The following is a 15,950-nucleotide window of genomic DNA, read 5'->3' on the forward strand; positions in this document are numbered from 1 at the left end:
GCTCCGCCGGCAGTCAGACCATCAGTTTCTCTCTCATGTTGGCGGCAAAGGCAGCCGCCCTTTCCTCTATACCTTCCGAGGCCGCGATAGACCCCGGGTCATTGGCCGTTTCCAGTATAGCAAATTTACCGGGCAAAGCAAAGGTTTTATTCATGTTAAGTCCGCTTATCAGCTGCTCTGCCACGATATCTCCTCCGCTGTATCCCGATACGATGACACCGAAGAGGCTCTTGTCATAAAACCTGTTGATGGTGAACAAGGCTGTCATCCTGTTGACGAAGGCCGTCAGGTTCCCACCCAGAGCGTCATTGTAATTGGGACATACCATGACGAGGGCGTCGCACTCCAGTATGGCAGGATAGACTTTCTCCGTTATGGTTCCTCCATAGAAGCAGCTTCCCTCCTCTCCAAAGTGGCGGCACGTCTCATAGGAGCATCCCCTGCAGTCCATAACCTGACCGTTTCGCAGCGAGATCTCGTTGACGCGGCACTCAGGAAGATGTTCCTTTATCATGTGCCACAGCGCCAGACTGTTGGAGGTAGCGCCATTTCCCGCGTGGAGCACCAGTATGTCAGGATGCTCCACATGTTTTTGTGAATATCCTAAGATGTTCTCCACCAGCTGTCTTCCCGCCGCCATATATGCTCCCATGTTGTCCGTATTGAGGTTCCTGGCCTGGATGTTGTAGTTCTTCAGCGTCCTGGTCCCTTCCACCAGCGGTCTTCCCGGGAATGTACATCCTGCTCTGTTGGCGGTGAATACCAGGCTCCTGCCCGTGGATTTTGTGAAAATCTCGCTGTTCCCGTCCAGTATCACACCTCCCACCGAACCTTCCAGAGCATCCCTGTTGAGCCTCAGGTATTTCATTATGGCGTACCAGCTCAGATTTATCCCCGACTGTCCCAGGGACACGGTAAACAGTATCCGCCTGTTCCTCAGGTCTGCCTTTTCCACCTCTTCAGCTGTAGTGAGCATCTCAAAGGAGTGCTCGCCTACGCTGTGGCGGATTATCTTCTCCAGCCTCTCCTTCTTACTCTCCTCAGGGCAATAAGGGTTTATCAGTATCATATCTTTCATGACCTATCCTCCCCTCTGACAGCCGGCCTTCCCCCTTGTCCGGCTCTTTACACCAGTTTCTTCAGATTCTCATATGCTCTCTCTATACGCCGGAAGAGCCTGTCATCCAGCGGCAGATCCTCCATCTCTATGCCGTCCCGGCACCTTCTGTTGCGGCAGCCCAGGAATGCTCCGCCCAGATACACTGACGAGTAGTTCCAGCCGCCTCCAAGGGTCTCCACCAGAGATATGGCTCCCGACGAAAGAGCCGGAGCGATATATGGTTTGAAGCCTCCCGCCCTCACCTCCATGTTGGCTCTGACCGTCAGCTCCGTCAGCTCCCTGGATATCTCATCGTCATAGTCCGTCACACTGTCGGCTATCACCAGGTCCTCGCCATGGGGCCCGAAGGCCCTTCCCTCCGAAAGATACCTGGCGAACCGCTCATGGCGGCGGGCATGATAAGAGGCTCTGCCATTCATGACGCCAAGGCCGTAGCCCTGTATCTGTTCCGGCTCCAGCCCGGCCTTCAGCGCTATGGCACACAGCGGGTCCACCGGATCCGACACCACGGCGAATATACCGCTAAATCCCCGCTTCACCGCTTCGGACGCATACATGGACACCAGCTCTCCGTTGGCTTCAAGCTGGATCATCCTGACGTCCATGTGACCTGCTCCGCCCGCCGCCGTCGCCGATGCCGCCGGCGCCACCGGCGGTACTCCTTTCGTGGCACAAAACACCAGCATGTCACAGTCGTACAGACTTTCGCTGCCCGGCTCCAGCGCCGTCACCTCAGGCAGCGACCTGCCGTCGGGAAAGCATATCTGATTTATTTCCATCTCATACCGCTTCACGACGTTTTCGTTCAGATCACATATGCCGATACTGCTTATGACGTCTCCCCCCAGGAGCCTGAGGCCCATCAGTACTGTGCCCCCCACGTCTCCCAGGGCTATCAGATTGACCCTGTTTTCCTTCCGTATCCTGTCTCTTCCCGGCAGCACCACGCTGCCCTCCCTCTTCTCAACGGCTTTCTTCTCGTCTATCAGTTCGCTTATATATCTCATATCAGTGAATCCTTCAGTCTTATCAATCGTTCAATATAATCTTCCATATATACCGACGGCGCCAGATTGGAATCGACGCTGACTCTGTTGGAGCCGTTAGGCATCCTCGGCGACTTCACCGCATCCGAAAGACGCTTTATGGTCAGCTTCCTCTCGAACAGCACCTGATATTCCTCCTCCAGTACCTGGAATATCTTAGCCGCGTTCCTCAGGCACACCATCGACAGCCCATACACAGACTCCCGGCTGCAATCCTTGAGGAATGACGGCGCGGCAAAAGGCAATATCAGGTTGATGGAAGGTATCAGACTGGCTTCCGTCTGTTCCATGCTCCTCACCCCATCTCCTCCTATGAACGGACAAAGGGTCGATTCCACGAACCATGCCTTCAGGTTGGGGATGAAATAGGCGCTCTCTACATCCCGCCCCTGTATAGTCATCAGATCCTCCCCGTGGCCTGACAACACGCCCGTTATCATTTTCCTTATGACAACGTCGTTTTCCTTGAAAATAGGATCCAGCGCCTGTATCCTGTAGCCCTTGTGGAGCAGGTCATCCACCAGTATCACCGGCCTTCCGAATGACTTTATGGTCCTTATCTGATTCGGTATCGTCGCGTACATCGGATATTCTTCGATCGTGAAATCGTCCAGCGTCGGGGTGAACATCTTTTCCGTATGGAGGGTCTTTGTCACCGTGTTGGGCACCACCATCCCCCTCAGTATCTTGCCAAAAGGCACGCACATACACTCGCCCAGCTTTCGCTTCAGCCCCGTGTAATTAGGTACGTGATTGGCCTTGGTCACCATGTCGACGATCTTCTGATGCATTATCCCCGCATTGAAGGAGAGCACCAGATTGCCCGGGTTCAGCTTCGTCAGCGCCCGCTGCATGTCCGCATGAGTCTCCTCCAGCACGTCCAATATCCTGTGATTCGTATTGAATGGCTCCTTTAGCGCCGTATCCATGTTCTCTATGACGACGATAGGCTCCTTCATGTTTACTTCGTATACACCCTGCTTCTTTCCCTTTATGGAGATCTCTGTGAATCCCTGACGCTCCAGCACGTCCAGCACATCGGCATCTGCCTTTCCCTCCAGCGGGTGATATATGCCATAGGTTATATCATCGGCCACAGCCTCGGCGATGACCTCCGTCGTTATTATCTGCAGCAGATTTCTCATGTCTGTGTGAGGCGCGCAGTATATCCCCCTTATTATCAGCATGCGTCCTGTGGCCTTCTCCCTCAGATACGACGCGATATCCAGATCCTTGAACTCATCATACAGCTCTCCCGTCTCTATCTCGTTGACAGCCGCTATGGCGCAGACCTTTCTGAACTCGTTCCTTATGACGGCCGTACGCACCTCCGGTCCGCCGATATATTCTCTTATCCGCTCCGTATCGCCTCCCGCCGCAGCTATGGCTCCTTCCATGTCGTCGATGATGGAGCCCTCCCGCGCCTTGAGGGGATCAAAAGATATGTTCTTCGCCTCGAAAACATTCTTATACTGAGGCTCCCTCAGGTACAGGCTGTTGTCGTAGATGAAATTCTGCACTACCGGATCTATCAGATTGGAGATGTCCCTGCCGTAATCTATGTTTTCCCTTATCCTGGTGGAGCTTATATCCTCCAGGTATACCGGCAGCTTCAGCTCCCTGATATTGCCGCTCATCTTTCTGTAGATGTTCTTCAGCGCTATCCTGTCCTCGCCTTTTCCCTCAAGAGTCTCCCGCTGGAACACGATGTGATTCATGGAATGTATGGAATCTTCCTCCGGCTCAGCCTTATAGGACGACGCGTTTATTATCACATCGCTGCCCGCCACCATATATATCTCCTTGCCCGGGAACAGCTCCTTGAGTCGCTTCAGATCCTTGGGATTGGCTATGTTTACAGGAAAATCATCGGCAAACAGGAATACATCCGGCTCGTCCGCTACCGACATGGAAATGATCTGTCTCCTTATCATCCTTGCCTGCGTCTTCTTGGACCAGGAGAATTCATCTATGGCCAGATACACCTCGAATCCTTCGTTCCTTATTGCCTGTACGATGCCCTTATGGCTCAGAGAGAAGGGGTCGAAGGTCCCCGGGAAAAAGGCCACGTGGCTGTTTTCCGGAAGCTCCATCTTCCCGAAGTTGAACTTGTACTCCGAGATGAACCTGTATATGTGATTGAGTGCCGCCGCGTTAGTAAAGAAATTCATGTCGTATTCATCGATATCAGCTATGAGCGTCAGCAGCTTCTTGTATATCTGTCTGAAAGCGTCGTACTTCTCCTCCATGGAAAGCTCTTCCGAACCGAAGATATACTGGCCTGTCACCATGATAGCCTCCTGGCTCACCACCTCGTGGTAGTTGGCCAGTCCTTTCAGCAGCATCCCCAGCATCCTTGTCTTCCTGTCCTCGTAATCAGATCTTGCCTCACTGCTCCTGTATTTGTATGAGGAATATTTCCTTATGACCTCCCCCACTGTGTCCAGAGCCACCGAGCCCACCTTGTCGTTGCTGCTTTCCATCAGCTCTCCCAGATTGTCGATGAACTCGTCCAGCTCAGTAGGATACAGGTACAGGACCAGCTCTCCCAGATATTCGGGGATGTACTTTGAGAACTGATATTCTCCGATTTCCAGTCCCTTTGTTAATTCTATAACCAGCTCGTTTATCTGCTCTATAGGCAGGGCCCTGGCTATCTCTATCAGGCTCCTGCCTGCCTGGTGCCTCACCGTCACTCTTTCGCTGACCTTTATCAGGTTGGAAAAGTGGGTGGCCAGATAGAAAGTCTGCTCTTTCAGCCGTCCCTTGAGAGTGTATTCCAGCAGGAATTCCATGTTGACTATCTTCACTACCCACGGGGTCCCCACCTTGAGGTTTTCCCTGAATATACCGGATATCTCATCGCTGAGAGTGCCCATCCTCTGAAGCTTCTCTATTTTCCCGCGAAATTCCTCTGCGGCTTCGTCCTCTCCGATATTTTTCAGCGTCTTGCTTATCAGGTGGGCGACGCTTATGCTGTCAGCCAGCTGACCGACATTGTCTATCACCGCCAGCACCGCTTTCTTCACATGACCGCAGCCTGTCTTCCCTGAGATATACTCCGCGGCTCTGAGAGCTCCTATCTTTATCTCCACCTGTTCTCTGATCGATACTCTTTTGACGAAATCCAGCACCGAGACCATGTCCTCATCGGAGAACATTTCCATCGGGACGCTTATGACTGAGTCCAGCAGCACGAACACCGCGCTGTCTTTCACCTTGCTGAACCCGAAAAGCCTGAAATACCGCTCCATGAACATCCTGCTCATCCGCCTGTCAGCCTTTTCAAGAAGTCCGAATATCACCACCTTGAGAGTATAGCCGATCCAGCTCCGGTGCTGATCCGTCACCCGATAATCCGGGAACACGATCTTGTGGAGATAAGTATCCCACAGCTCCGCCGCCTCATCTCTGTTGATATCGTCCTTCACCGCTCCCTCGGGGATCTCCTTCCTGTACACGTCATCATATCCGGATATCACGTTGCCCATCAGCCTTCCTGCCTGCCGCCTTATGTCGCCTTCCCTGTGGGATAAGAGCTCATAAAGAAAATTCACCGTCAGCAGCTTCTCCGGCTTCGTCATATATGTGGAGTATTCCGACAGGATATTGAGATAGGCCCGCTGGCTCTTCCACTGCTTTTCGCTCCTGGCGGCCTCTATCAGGCTTCCGAAGGCGTTTTCATTGTTGAATATATTCATTATCTGGATATTGTGCTCTATGGCCGTATACTTTATGTGTTCCACCACCTGATCGCCCATCATCAGCGCTACGTCGTTGTCCTTCAGCCCCACGTCCTCAGACGGCGCCTTCCACACGTCGGTCTGGACTCCGATATCTACCAGATAATCCTCGAAATCCTTCAGTTTGGCGTAGACTTTCTCGTATCTGTGGCGTTTGGCCATATCCACATTGTCCAGCTTGCCCAGTATCACATCGAAAGCCTCTTCCAGCGTATAGAAGTGGACTATCTCCTCGCCTTCTTCCCGACTGCTCTTGACCCTGAAATCAGCGTAGATAAGGATCAGAGACTCCACCGACAGATTCTCCAGCTCCAGATCCCAGGTGGAATGGTTGCTGGCTATATGGGATATCATCGGCATCCCTTTTCTCTTGAGGAGCTCATCAGTGTAATAATAGTGCAGGTACGGTGTCCTTGCAGCCTCAGCCGGGCTGCATCCGAACTTTCCCAGGTCATGGCCTGCGGCAGCCCCCGACAACAGCGCCATATCTATCGGCACATCTGTCCCTCTCAGCTGGTTCCCTATGAAAACCGCCACGTAATGTACCCCGGCGATATGTCCTATGGTATTGAAAGGAGTGATCTCCCTGTTTATCCTCATGAATTCAAAGATATACTCCTGTTTCCAGAAGGCACGGAGCTTCTCGTACTCCTTAAAGGTGATGCACTCCTTCACCTCCCTGGCCGGTAGAAAGTCTATGTGAGATACAGGCGATGTCCCGCCGGTCTTCCTCTCGTATTTCAGCATGGCTCTGTAGTTTTCCATGAAGAAAAACCGGGCCTTCCCGCGGCCTTCCGTGGATCTGGAGGTAAAGTTCTCCGGATACATGGCCGATTTTACCTCGTTGCATATGAACTCCAGCCAGCCTTCTTCCGGTTCCTCCGCCCACCGTTCCATCAGCGGTTTCAGCGATTCCACCAGACTTCCTGCCGAAAAATCACCTTTCTCAGCCAGCCCGGAGATCCTCTCCTTCCACCGAAAATCGTTCAGCAGCCCCGTCATCCCTTTTTTCGTCTCTCCCAACTTCATCAGAAAGCCTTTGTCCGTAAGCCTTCGTTGTGTCTCTTTTATAAAATCTCGGATCAAACCATTCCCTCCGTTTTGCGACTGCAGCTTATGTATCAATTATATCATGCTGCCGGTGATTCAACAAACCAACTTCCCCCGATTTTTCATTATCAGAAAATTTCAATTTTCAGCGAATCCGTTGAAAATCCATTGACTGCAATTTAACAAAGTGATATATTTAAGGTAATAAGGCATTACCAACTTTGCAAATTTTTTTAAAGAGGAGAAATGAAAATGTCAAATTATGTTGAAAGATGTATTGAGCTTTGTAAGCAGAAGAATCCTGGCGAAGTGGAATTTCACCAGACAGTAGAAGAAGTACTTACTTCACTGAAGCCTGTTATCGACAAGCATCCAGAATACGAAGAAGCTGCTCTTCTCGAAAGACTGACTGAGCCTGAGAGAGGAATCACTTTCAGAGTAGTTTGGGTTGACGATGCTGGTAAAGTACAGGTTAACAAGGGCTACAGATACGAATTTAACAGCGCTATCGGACCTTACAAAGGCGGTCTGAGATTTGCTCCGAACGTATACCCTGGAATCATCAAGTTCCTCGGATTCGAACAGATCTTCAAGAACAGCCTGACAGGCCTGCCTATCGGCGGTGGTAAGGGTGGTTCGGACTTCGATCCTAACGGCAAGTCTGACGCTGAGGTTATGAGATTCTGCCAGGCATTCATGACAGAACTTTACAGACACATTGGTCCTTCAACAGACGTTCCTGCCGGAGATATCGGTGTAGGCGGCAGAGAGATCGGATATCTGTTCGGACAGTACAAGAGAATCGTCAACAAGTTTGAAGGCGTTCTCACAGGAAAAGGCCTCACTTACGGTGGACTCCTCGGAAGAACTGAAGCTACAGGCTTCGGTATCGTATGGTTTGCAGAAGAAATGCTCAAGGCCAACGGCGAAGATATCAAAGGAAAGACAGTTGCTATCTCCGGATTCGGAAACGTATCATGGGGTACTGCCACTAAGCTGACAGAGTTAGGCGCCAAGCTGGTTACTATTTCCGGACCTGACGGATACATCTACGATCCTGACGGCATCAACACTGAAGAAAAGATCGCAACTCTCCTCGAACTCAGAGCTTCCGGAAAGAACGTCTGCGCTCCTTACGCTGAAAAATTCCCTAACGCTAAGTTCGTTGCTGGCAAGAAGCCTTGGGAAGTTGAAGCTGACCTCTACATCCCTTGCGCTACTCAGAACGAGATCCAGCCTGAAGACGCTCAGAGCTTCGTAGACAGAGGCGTTAAGTTCGTTTGCGAAGGATCCAACATGTCTTCAACTAACGAAGCCATCAAGATCATGCAGGAAGGCGGAATCATCGTTGGACCTTCCAAGGCTGCTAACGCAGGCGGCGTAGCATGCTCCTGCATCGAGATGGGCCAGAACGCCGGAAAGACTGTATTCACTGCTGAGCAGGTTTACGAGCAGCTCCACGGCATCATGGTTGGTATACATAAGGCTTGCGCCGATGCTTCTCAGGAATACTATGGAAAGTATGACCTGGTTGCCGGAGCTAACATCGCTGGCTTCCTGAAGGTTGCTGACGCTATGATGAACCAGGGTCTCGTATAAAAACGGGCATTTGGATCAATAGATCAATAAGCGTGCGCTCGCCGGGCGCAACGCGTTATACATCAAGAGGCTGGCCTCATCGAAAGTTTACGATGAGGCCAGCCTCTTTCTATTACTCGGTTGCTCATTCCACATGACGCATTATTACGGATCACTTGCCGAAGCTTTTCTTTCTGCCGTAAAGGACCGTGCCGGTAAGGGCTGCGCCCGCAGCCAGCATGACGACGATCCAAAGACTGATATTGCTGTCGTCACCTGTCTGTGCAGCGTTCGTATCAGCTGCCTGTTTGCCGCCGACCGTTACCCCTGTTGCCGGGATAACTCCGTATTCATCAAGGTTGGCAATCTCCACGGTTCCTGCCGCATCCTCAAAATATCTCCCACAGTTTTCGCATGTATAGTATGCTTCCTTACCGGCTGTGGTGCTGGTGGCTTCCACTCTTTCCGTAAGAGTCAGCTCATGGGCCATCAGATCTCCATATCTTTCACCGCAGACAGCACAAACAGCCCGCTCTGTACAGGTAGCCGTTCCACCTGCATGGCTGTTGCATCATTTTCTGTTTTCTCTCATTACAAAGAGTTGCACAATAGTCGAAGGCATTATACCTGATCGGGGTATGGCGAGCATCAGATGAGTGGGAGAAAATAATCAAAGAAGCGTATACAAGTGACCTTCCCTTAAAAAGATGGTGCCTGGAACACCTGCCGCTTTACCAACGATATTTTTCTATATTTTTCCATGTAAATTATTGACATATTATCGCCGGTGTGTTATTGTCATGGTAATATATTCCATATTGCAGCAGCAAAGGTACCAGTATATAATGAAAGGGGAAATGGGAATTGGAAAAGAAGGAATTAAAGGACCTCGACCTGCTGGACAGATTCCTGTTTGCGGAGGCCATCGAGGATCCTGAAACGATGGAATTGATTTTGGAAATCATCCTGGGCAGAGAAATTATATTAAAACATCTGCCTCAAGCGGAGAAGGAGCAGCGGAGCTTCCTGTGGAGCAAGCAGGTAAAGCTGGATGTCTGGGCCAAGGACATAGATGATGTCATCTACGATACCGAAGTCCAGAAGCGGAACACCAAAGACCTGCCAAAGAGGAGCAGGCTCTACAACAGTCTGATAGACAGCAATCTGTTGCCTCCGGGGACGACCAGCTACAAACCTCTCAACGATGTGTACGTGATCATGATAATGCCCTTCGACCTGTTTGACAAGGGACTGTACAGATACACCTTCAACATGAAATGTCAGGAGGTACCGGACCTCCGGCTTGAAGACGGGGCGACAAGGATATTCCTCAACACGAGGGGAACCGATCCTGAGGGAGTAAGCGACGAGCTGATCGACCTGCTGAAATACTTCGAGCACTCCACCGACGAGACGGCAGAGAGAGCGAGAAGTGAGAGGATATCAAGGCTCCATGAAAAGATTTCCGATATCAAGGCCAGTGAAGAGATCGGGGTGAAATTCATGAACGCATGGGAAGAAAAGCTTTTGGACAGACAGGACGGATATGAAGAAGGACTGGCTGAGGGTGAAAAGAAAGGCAGACAAGCCGGATTGAAGGAAGGCGAAAGGAAAGGCCTTCGGGTCGGAGAAAAGAAAGGGCGCAAAATCGGACGGCAAGAAGGCCAAATCGAAAGATCCAAAGAGATTGCCGCAAGGATGAAGGCTCGGGGTATAAGCCCGGAAGAAATCGCGGAGCTGACAGGGTTGGAAGTTTCCGAGGTCGATACGCTATAGGGCACTGTGAAAAATAGTGACAACGATAGGGGATGAGCCGCTTTAAAATCTTGAGTGGGGGTGCGCGGACAAAAAGTTGGTTCCCCCTAAGGGCTCCGAAAAGAGCTGAATTAAAATGTATTCTCAAGACAAAATCGATGTTGCCTTAAAAGTATTTCACCAGTGCGGATCGGTAACCACCACCATTCGAGTCCTTGGTTATCCGACCAGAAGAGCACTTTACATTCACAATATAATTTAATCAAAAATTTCAGTTTTTTTAACGTTCTTTTTCACGCCGCTGTTTTTATGATTTACGTGATTCGCAGCACTTTTTTAATACAGCTACCGTAATATCCTTTGCAATCATCGAGGCTTCAACACAATTTTCTTCAAAATTCTCAATGCCACTGTGTTCGGCCGTATCAGTGATGCAGCGAATCGACAGAAACGGGATCTTGTTTACATAGCATACGTGAGCGATACCTGCCGTCTCCATATCTACTGCCAGTGGCGCGAATCTATCGTTGATCTTTTCACGGCCTTCATCAGTAATGAAGGCTTCCCCCGTAACGATCCGGCCCCAGAAGACTTTTCCTTTCGTCTCCATTTCTTTTACAGCCATTTTGGATATTCTTATCAACTCCCGGTCCGCTTCAAAAAATACGGATCCCATCCATGGGTGGAATTCTGTCAGGATATCTGGTGCAACATCGTGATAGCATGCTTCCGTAGATATGACTGTGTCGAATATTTTCAGCTTCGGACTCATTCCTCCCGCTGTCCCTGAGTTGATAACAGTATCCACGCCAAAACTATCGATCAGTATTTGAGCCGCTATGGCAGCGTTCACCTTGCATGCTCCGGAAAACAAAGCGACAACCTGTACACCACAGATTTGTCCCTCATAGAATTTCAGCATCGCCTTCTCAGTGATCCCGCGATCATCCATCACGGATAAAAAAGGGCAAGCTCATCGTCACTGGCGCACACTATCCCTATTTTCATAATTGTTTCTCCTTGACAATTTTCACTGCTTTCCTTGCCTTCATCCCACAAAGGCCTGGAATACCGTACTCCCGTCCTCCAGCTTTCCCATCACTGCGGTGCCGCCTTCCTGCTCTTCTTTGAACAGAAATATCTCGTCTCCCAGTCTGGCCTCCTTCGAAAAGTTCATGATTAACCGGCTGTACGGGCTGCCTGACAGCACCTCCGACACCATATCGGCATATCTGCAGTTGTTGACGTGACGGTTCACGTCCAAGTCGTCCTCCGTCACCAGATGACTGCCTGTATCCTGCGGTGCGGAGCATCGTATCTTCTCTATTCCTTCCTTGAAAGGCGCCTGCTCGATACACTGACCCTGGAAATCGATGTCGTTTCGCTCCAGCTTCCTGGTCAGGAAATTTATGATACACCACTGGCTCATGCCTGCGGCGAGCACAGCCGTATCGCTGGCCATCGCGGCCCTCAGATAATAATCTCTTGGGAATATCAATCCCTTCTTCGGTCTCGGACAGGTCGTCAGCACATAATCCTTATCAGCTTCTATAGCCCCGTATACTTTGAGCTTCACCTTGGAAAGCACCCATATCCAGTCCCTTTCCATCAGGTGCTCCCGTCCTACGCCCAGGATGTCAGCGTGCTCCGCCGCGATATCCTGAAAGCTGTGGAGCAGGCTTGAAGCCCTGATATTTCCATCCTCGTCAACGTCATTTTCGTTGAATCGTATCCTTTTCTCAAGCTTGAGCATCATTCCTCCCAAAACATATCCTGATATATTTCTCATGCCGCCACTCACGCTCCTGCGGCCGCAGGAGCGGTGCGCCCCACGAAACATCTTTATTCCACGGATTTCAACGCCTCTGCCATATTTATCCGTCTCAGCTTGCGCCTCAGGATCACGTCTACTATGACGGCGAACCCCAGCACCACCAGCACTGTGAAGAGGTAGCTGACAGGCTCCACCACATTGTTGAAGGACACGGCGTCCACCACTATCCTGCTCATGATGAACCTGTGGAGGGCGAATCCGGCAGGCAGGCCCGCGATGATGCCCAGCAGCACCAGGATGAAGTTTTCCCTGAACACGTATGAGCCCATCTCTCTCGGATAGAAGCCCAGCACCTCTATGGTAGCTATCTCCCGTTCACGCTCCGTTATATTGATGTTGCCCAGATTGAACAGCACTATGAAGGCCAGCGCTCCGGCACAGCCTATCACCAGTATTATGATGTAGTTGAGGCTCACCATCATATCGTCCACATAAGCCTTCATATCTTCATTTACCGTTATGCTGATGACTCCGTCGAAGCCGTTTATCCGCTCCGCCATGTCATGCACGTCAACGCCGTCATCAAAGCTGACAAACATCACATAAGGCTCATAGGTCTTTCCCATTTCCTCCTCGTAAGTCTCCTCATTGATATATATATAATTGGAGACGTAATTCCTGTATATCCCCGAAACTGTCAGAGTGACGGTCTTCGTGTCATCGTATGTCACCTGTATCTCGTCTCCCGTCTTCACGCCTATCATATCCGCCAGCTTGTTGTTGATCATTGCTTCTCCCCGCCCCGGGTATTCCAGTCGGTTCCCGTCATCATCGGCGAAGTTGACGGCTTTCGTGATGTTATTATCGTCCGACACCATCAGACTGCAGGATTTTGTCACATCATCGCTGCCTTTCACATTGACGGAGCTCTGCTGCAGCTGAGCCACATTGGACAGCTCCTCCTGATATTCCGTCTCAAAAGACGTCTTCCTGCTATCATCGAAACCGTCGAAGGCAACTGCCATCTGATATTTCTCTATCTGCGAATACTGATGCTCCGCGATGCCCGCCACCGAATCGTTTATCCCAAACCCGGCCAGGACCAGGGAGGTACATCCTCCGATACCTACTATCATCATTATCATTCGCTTCTTGTATCTGAAGATATTTCTCGCCGACACCTTATGAAGGAACTTGAGCCGTTTCCACAAAAAACCTATCCTTTCCAGGAATATGCGCTTTCCTGCCTTCGGCGCTTTAGGCCGCAGGATCTCAGCCGGCATATGCTTCATCATGCCGCGGCACGCCAGATATGTGGTCCCCGTAGAGCACAGCAGCGATACCACCAGCGAGATGGCCGCCAGCTGCCAGTCGAAGTAATACTCCAGATCCGCGAAGCCGAACATCATGCCATATGCTATCCAGATGGCATACGGGAAATACTTTGAGCCTGCCAGGAACCCTGCTACACATCCTATGAACGCCGCCGAACCGGAATATATCATGTACTTGAACATTATTTTACCGGAAGTGTAGCCCAGCGCGCTGAACGCCCCTACCTGCGGCCTTTCCTCATCTATCATCCTTGACATAGTTGTTGAACATACCAGTGCGGCTATGAGAAAGAAAAATACCGGGAACACCTGAGCTATGCTGTCAACGATATCCGCGTTACTTTCAAAAGAGCCGAACCCCAGATTGTCCTCCCTGTCGTATACATATATCTCAGGCTCCGCCAGATCCGAAAGCTCGCTTCTTGCCTGTTCCAGCTCCGCTTCACCCTCCTCCAGCTGTGTCTCGGCCTCCGCGAAGCTGCTGTCAGCCTGTGCCATACCGACTCTGTATTGGCTGTATCCCTGCTGTACCTGGCGCTGTGATACGGCCAACGTATTTTCCTGCGCTGATATCTCCTCCAGCCCACTGTCTATCTGCGCCAGACTGGCCTGCAGCTGAGCCAGCTGTGCCCTCAGCTGCGCTTCCAGCTCCGAGCCCTGATCTTCCCCGGCTCCTCCGCTGTCGCTGCCGGAGTCACCTGTATCACCGGACTGGCCCTGCTGCTCCAGCGCGGCAAGCTGGGCCTCTATCTGAGCTATGGCCGCTGCCACCTGGGCTCGCTGTGAAGTCAGAGAAGCTTTCTGACTCTCCAGCTGCTGCCTGCCGCTGCTTATCTGAGCGCTGCTCTCATCAAGTGTGGCTTTGGCGTCAGCCAGCCGGGCATAAGTCGACTGACGCTCCTGCTCCAATGTCGCCCTGCCGTCGTCCAGCTCCTGCTGGCCACTCTCTATCTCCTCCTGAGCTTCGCTGACGATATCGTCATATCTGCTTTCGGCGCTCTTTTCCGCTGCGTCCGTCACATCTCTTTCAGTCCTGGCCGTATTATCATAGTACTCATCGCTGAAAACGAATCCCTGTTCCTTCGAAGTCACCAACAGCTCTGTGAAATATTCGGAAGTGAACGCCCCCTGTGGAGCATAAATAAACGCGTCTACGGTGCCGTCACCGATAGACGTGGTGCCCCGCTCGGTCTTCATCATATAATACGGCGACTGGGCTATGCCCACTATCTTATATTCACGGTACGACAAGGCGTCCTTCGTCGTATCGTCATTCTCATCGGTCACCACTATCGTGCTTCCGATATCGTCCTTCGTGTAAAAGTGGGCGTCGACGACACATTCGTCATCGGCCTTGGGCATCCTTCCTGCCGTCAGATCCACCTTGTTGATATTTTCTGTTATGGAGTGGGCTCTGATGATCATGGAATCCCCATCTCTGTCCTCCGAGAAAAAATCGGCCGTTATGGCCCCTTCTGCGTCAGCCACGCTCTCTTCGGCAGCTACGGCAGCCACGTCATCGTCGTTGAATCCGTAAGTGGACACCAGTCTGAAATCGTAGAGGGCAAACTCGTTGACATATTCGTCGCAGGTGAGCATCATGGACCCTTTGGTGTTCTTTACTCCGGCGAAAAATCCCACTCCCAGCGCGATTATGGCCAGTATGGCTATGTATCTGCCCATACTGCCCCATATGGTCCTTCTTATGTTTTTGGCATACATATTACCTGACATATCACACAGCCTCTACCATTCTATATCTTCCACAGGAACGGTAGTCTCGTTGAGCTTTACCGATTCCACTGTCCCGTTCTTTATCCTCACCACTCTGTCGGCCATAGCCGTAAGAGCCGAATTATGTGTTATTATCACCACGGTCATACCCCCTGCCCGGCAGGCGTCCTGAAGCAGCTTCAGTATAGCCTTCCCTGTCTCGTAATCCAGCGCTCCTGTCGGTTCATCGCACAGCAGCAGCTTCGGATTCTTCGCCAGCGCCCTGGCTATGGCTACTCTCTGCTGCTCCCCGCCTGATAGCTGTGCCGGAAAATTGTTCTTTCTGTCCGCCAGTCCTACCGCGGCTATCACCTTTTCACTGTCCAGCGGTGCTTTGGAAAGCTGGGACGCTATCTCCACGTTCTCCAAAGCTGTCAGGTTAGGTATCAGATTATAGAACTGAAAGACGAAGCCTATGTCCAGCCTCCTGTACGTCGCCATCTGCTTCGTGGAGAGAGAAGATATATCCTTTCCGTCCAATGTCACGCGACCTTCCGTCAGCGTATCCATACCTCCCAGGATATTGAGCAGCGTTGTCTTCCCGGCGCCCGACTGTCCCACCACCACGCATATTTCTCCTTTACCTATCTCGAAATTTACATCGTGGAGCGCCCGTACTTCGACGTCGCCGGTCTTATACACCTTTCCGACATTTTCAAATTTAACAAAAGACATATGGTCAACCTGCGGCCGTCCGGCCAGCCGCTCTCTCCTTTCATGTTCCGTCTGAGCATTTTCCGTCAGCCGCGCATTCGCCTCACTTCCGCAGGCCCGCGC

At 51.2% G+C, this 15,950-nt stretch carries 10 protein-coding genes; 2 read left to right on the forward strand and 8 right to left on the reverse strand.

Annotation, left to right across the window (positions count from 1 at the left end):
- Positions 1-13: 13 nt before the first annotated feature.
- The 3 genes from ACQY69_RS03580 to ACQY69_RS03590 are packed head-to-tail and all read right to left on the reverse strand — an operon-like array spanning position 14 to position 6,995.
- Entirely contained in the window at positions 14-1,078 is a 1,065-nt protein-coding gene (locus ACQY69_RS03580; protein WP_428258679.1) for a flavodoxin family protein, read from the reverse strand.
- Between the two features lie 47 nt (positions 1,079-1,125).
- A complete protein-coding gene (locus ACQY69_RS03585; RefSeq protein WP_428258680.1) occupies positions 1,126-2,127 on the reverse strand; it encodes a lactate dehydrogenase in 1,002 nt (333 codons plus the stop codon).
- Entirely contained in the window at positions 2,124-6,995 is a 4,872-nt protein-coding gene (locus tag ACQY69_RS03590) for a nicotinate-nicotinamide nucleotide adenylyltransferase (protein WP_428258681.1), read from the reverse strand. The genes ACQY69_RS03585 and ACQY69_RS03590 overlap by 4 nt, the downstream gene beginning before the upstream one ends.
- 216 nt (positions 6,996-7,211) lie before the next feature.
- Between ACQY69_RS03590 and gdhA the strand changes: the two genes are divergently transcribed.
- On the forward strand, positions 7,212-8,558 hold the full coding sequence (gene gdhA, locus ACQY69_RS03595; RefSeq protein WP_428258682.1) for an NADP-specific glutamate dehydrogenase: 1,347 nt from the start codon (positions 7,212-7,214) through the stop codon (positions 8,556-8,558).
- Positions 8,559-8,709: 151 nt separating this feature from the next.
- Here the strand turns inward: gdhA and ACQY69_RS03600 are convergent, their stop codons facing one another.
- Positions 8,710-9,027, reverse strand: a complete 318-nt coding sequence (locus ACQY69_RS03600) for an LPXTG cell wall anchor domain-containing protein (protein WP_428258683.1) — start codon at positions 9,025-9,027, stop codon at positions 8,710-8,712.
- Between the two features lie 374 nt (positions 9,028-9,401).
- Between ACQY69_RS03600 and ACQY69_RS03605 the strand changes: the two genes are divergently transcribed.
- Positions 9,402-10,313 carry an Rpn family recombination-promoting nuclease/putative transposase gene (locus tag ACQY69_RS03605; protein WP_428258685.1) on the forward strand — a complete coding sequence of 304 codons (912 nt, stop codon included), beginning with the start codon at positions 9,402-9,404 and terminating at the stop codon, positions 10,311-10,313.
- Positions 10,314-10,599: 286 nt separating this feature from the next.
- Here ACQY69_RS03605 and mtnN read toward each other — a convergent pair whose 3' ends face one another.
- The 4 genes from mtnN to ACQY69_RS03625 all read right to left on the reverse strand — a co-directional run bounded on the left by mtnN (position 10,600) and on the right by ACQY69_RS03625 (position 15,848).
- Positions 10,600-11,214: a 5'-methylthioadenosine/S-adenosylhomocysteine nucleosidase gene (gene mtnN / locus ACQY69_RS03610; RefSeq protein ID WP_428258686.1), complete on the reverse strand. Its 615-nt coding sequence runs from the start codon at positions 11,212-11,214 to the stop codon at positions 10,600-10,602.
- A 126-nt stretch (positions 11,215-11,340) separates the two neighbouring features.
- On the reverse strand, positions 11,341-12,081 hold the full coding sequence (locus ACQY69_RS03615; RefSeq protein ID WP_428258688.1) for an acyl-[acyl-carrier-protein] thioesterase: 741 nt from the start codon (positions 12,079-12,081) through the stop codon (positions 11,341-11,343).
- 53 nt (positions 12,082-12,134) lie between these two features.
- The gene (locus ACQY69_RS03620) at positions 12,135-15,134 is read right to left on the reverse strand and encodes an FtsX-like permease family protein (protein WP_428258689.1); all 3,000 of its coding nucleotides are present in this window, start codon (positions 15,132-15,134) and stop codon (positions 12,135-12,137) included.
- Positions 15,135-15,146: 12 nt separating this feature from the next.
- Complete coding sequence (locus ACQY69_RS03625) at positions 15,147-15,848, reverse strand: ABC transporter ATP-binding protein (RefSeq protein ID WP_428258691.1); 702 nt, start codon at positions 15,846-15,848, stop codon at positions 15,147-15,149.
- Positions 15,849-15,950 lie beyond the last annotated feature (102 nt).

The sequence above is a fragment of the Gallibacter sp. Marseille-QA0791 genome (genome assembly GCF_965119705.1).
In the GTDB taxonomy this organism is placed as follows: domain Bacteria; phylum Bacillota; class Clostridia; order Peptostreptococcales; family Anaerovoracaceae; genus Lentihominibacter; species Lentihominibacter excrementipullorum.

Coding starts and splice junctions, on each gene's coding strand:
- ACQY69_RS03580 (WP_428258679.1), bottom strand. CDS start 1,078: ATGAAAGATATGATACTGATAAACCCTTATTGCCCTGAGGAGAGTAAG.
- ACQY69_RS03625 (WP_428258691.1), bottom strand. CDS start 15,848: ATGTCTTTTGTTAAATTTGAAAATGTCGGAAAGGTGTATAAGACCGGC.
- ACQY69_RS03600 (WP_428258683.1), bottom strand. CDS start 9,027: ATGGCCCATGAGCTGACTCTTACGGAAAGAGTGGAAGCCACCAGCACC.
- gdhA (WP_428258682.1), top strand. CDS start 7,212: ATGTCAAATTATGTTGAAAGATGTATTGAGCTTTGTAAGCAGAAGAAT.
- ACQY69_RS03620 (WP_428258689.1), bottom strand. CDS start 15,134: ATGTCAGGTAATATGTATGCCAAAAACATAAGAAGGACCATATGGGGC.
- ACQY69_RS03585 (WP_428258680.1), bottom strand. CDS start 2,127: ATGAGATATATAAGCGAACTGATAGACGAGAAGAAAGCCGTTGAGAAG.
- ACQY69_RS03615 (WP_428258688.1), bottom strand. CDS start 12,081: ATGAGAAATATATCAGGATATGTTTTGGGAGGAATGATGCTCAAGCTT.
- mtnN (WP_428258686.1), bottom strand. CDS start 11,214: ATGCTGAAATTCTATGAGGGACAAATCTGTGGTGTACAGGTTGTCGCT.